At 62.3% G+C, this 316-nt stretch carries 1 protein-coding gene; it reads left to right on the top strand.

Features of this window, described 5'->3' with window-relative positions:
* Window positions 1–316, top strand: a 316-nt coding sequence (locus EN852_RS38170; protein WP_135879858.1) for a PAS domain-containing protein, incomplete at both ends; no start/stop codon positions are given.

Here is a 316-nt window from a genome sequence, read left to right as displayed (position 1 = left end):
CGCCGCGGTCGCCCAGGCGCCGGACTTCTACTATGTCAAGAATGCGCGCGGCCAGTTCGTCGCCGTAAACCAGACGGTCGCCACCTACAATGGCTACGACCGCCCCGTGCAGATGACGGGCAAGACCGATTTCGACATAGCCGACGCCGCTCGCGCCCGCATCCTATCCGGGCTGGAGCAGAAGATGCTGAAATCGGGCGAGGGGATTGCCGATTTCGAGGAACAGGTCCCCGACCTGAAAGGTAATCTTCGCTGGTTCTCGACCTCCAAGACACCGTTGCGTGACGCCGATGGCAACGTCATCGGCCTTGTCGGC

Origin of the sequence: Mesorhizobium sp. M2E.F.Ca.ET.209.01.1.1 (assembly GCF_004010375.2) — a bacterium.
GTDB lineage: Bacteria > Pseudomonadota > Alphaproteobacteria > Rhizobiales > Rhizobiaceae > Mesorhizobium.
The sequence above is the reverse complement of the archived record's forward strand: the minus strand, read 5'-3'. Positions and strand labels throughout refer to the sequence as shown.